Below are 1,880 nucleotides of genomic sequence, written 5' to 3' on the forward strand. Positions count from 1 at the left end.
CAGATTTGGTGCAACTGGCAAACTATGATGAGAGTTGGTAGTAGCAATCCATTTGCGTTTATGCCTGACACGTATGCCATGACGTCGCATCAGTTTTTGGACGCGTTCTTTGCCGACTCGAATACCACGATGCGCTAATTCACGATGCATGCGCGGCCAACCGTACTCTTGCTTGACTTAGTGGTGAATCGCTTTCATGTGAGCCACAATGCCTTCCTCACGGTGTCGCGCTGTTGTGCTCATGGGCCGTACTTGACGTCGACAATAGTCGTGATAGCCGCTGGTGCTTACATCAAGTAACTGACAGACGACTTTAACTGACCATTGCGCATTATTTTTGATGAAAGCGTACTTCACATCGATTCTTTCGCAAAGTACGCCGCCTTTTTTAGGATATCGCGCTCCATTTTTAAGCGCGCATTCTCAGCACGTAGCCGAGATAATTCCATTTGCTCTGGCGTGACAACATTGCCTTTTGCTTCGCTTAATTGACCATCTCGCGCAGCCTTTACCCAGTTGTACAGCGTTTGTTCACTCACCGACAAATTCCGGCTCACCGCAGCGATGCTTTGACCAGCTTGTACTAGTCTGACCGATTCTTGCTAAAATTCTGTCGTATAACGCGCTCTTACTTGCCCTTTTTTTGCCATTTTTTGACTCTCCTTACTACCTAGTTTACAACCTCAGTAAGGGATACGTTTTGCGGGGACAAGGTCACTTTACTTGTTTGAGTTTCCTACTCCTCCACGATATAATTACAAGCTCACGAGTGCCAGAAAATGGCTCAGATTTGCTGGAGCAGGACCAAGACGTGTGTTTATGCGAATAGCCGTGCGAACTGCTAGCCTTCCTGCTTTTTTTCGATTTTGATTGCACTGCATATGACGCGAGTATCACTGCGTACAAATTTCCACAGTTCAAAATTAATTCGTTGTCTCACTGACTTGGCCATTGTGGATGCTGCCGAGCCCGAGAATGCGTTTGCAGAAAAACTAGGCCTGTGGATTCATTTTACCGACGCGATCACCCTGTCTGCTGTTCACAGCGACAGCATTGCGAGTCCGCCGAAAATGCAGCACGAAGTGCAATTTCCCCTGGGTGCTGCGGTCGGTATCGAATTCCACCGGATACAGACTAGCTTGATCAATTCGATCATGAAAAGTTGCTCTCTTAACTTGGACAAGACGCACATAGAACTACCGATGGACCTTGCGGTGGCTTACGCACCGTATCGTCGGTTCTATGATACGCATCAACGGGACATGGAATTGCGCATTCAGCCCCTGCGGATCAATGTCCGGGAAGCGCTTGCAAAGGTGTCGCCAAGACTCAAAAAGCTTGCCGACCTGGACGCGGCGCTCGAAGGAATACTGCGCGACCACGAGAGTAAATTGCTCTCGAAGGTGCCAGTGCTTCTTAAAAAACGTTTCGAGCAATTGTACAAAACACATCAGCAGATGCTGGTTGATACTCAGCAGGCAGACAACTCTGCCAGTTGGACGCAAGCCGGAGCCTGGCTGGCGCGTTTTTCCAATGACATGCAAATGCTGCTGCTGGCTGAAATGGAGCTTCGCTTACAACCGGCGATGGGACTCATCGAAGCATTCAATAACAAAGATACGCAATGAATAAACATTTATTTACAGTCGCCTTCTTCTTGGGCGCACTTGGAGTCGTTTGGATCGGAGTCGGATTTATCCACTCCAGTTTTCTGGCGCTGGCGATGACGACTGTCATTGGCGTAGTCTATGCGTTCGGAGCGTTCGAACTACGTCAGTTTCGTCAGGCGACATCCACATTGGCGGCCGCGCTGGCGACGATTCCTGAAAACCTGCCGGCTCTCGGCGGCTGGCTCGACCACGTGCATAATTCACTACAAA

Annotated in this window: 1 protein-coding gene and 2 pseudogenes; 2 read left to right on the forward strand and 1 reads right to left on the reverse strand. The window is 49.3% G+C overall.

Features of this window, described 5'->3' with window-relative positions; genetic code table 11:
* Positions 1 to 650 (reverse strand): annotated as a pseudogene (locus GEV47_RS19675) (transposase); the annotation flags it as partial.
* Positions 651 to 881: 231 nt separating this feature from the next.
* On the opposite strand from GEV47_RS19675, the gene GEV47_RS19325 reads away from it, so the two are divergent.
* Positions 882 to 1,628, forward strand: coding sequence for a DUF3348 domain-containing protein (locus GEV47_RS19325; RefSeq protein ID WP_153236424.1), 747 nt, complete (start codon positions 882 to 884; stop codon positions 1,626 to 1,628).
* Positions 1,625 to 1,880, forward strand: a pseudogene (locus tag GEV47_RS19330) (hypothetical protein); the annotation flags it as partial. The gene GEV47_RS19325 and the pseudogene GEV47_RS19330, both read left to right, overlap by 4 nt.

The sequence above is a fragment of the Glaciimonas soli genome (genome assembly GCF_009497155.1).
GTDB lineage: Bacteria > Pseudomonadota > Gammaproteobacteria > Burkholderiales > Burkholderiaceae_D > Glaciimonas > Glaciimonas soli.

Coding starts and splice junctions, on each gene's coding strand:
- GEV47_RS19325 (WP_153236424.1), top strand. CDS start 882: ATGACGCGAGTATCACTGCGTACAAATTTCCACAGTTCAAAATTAATT.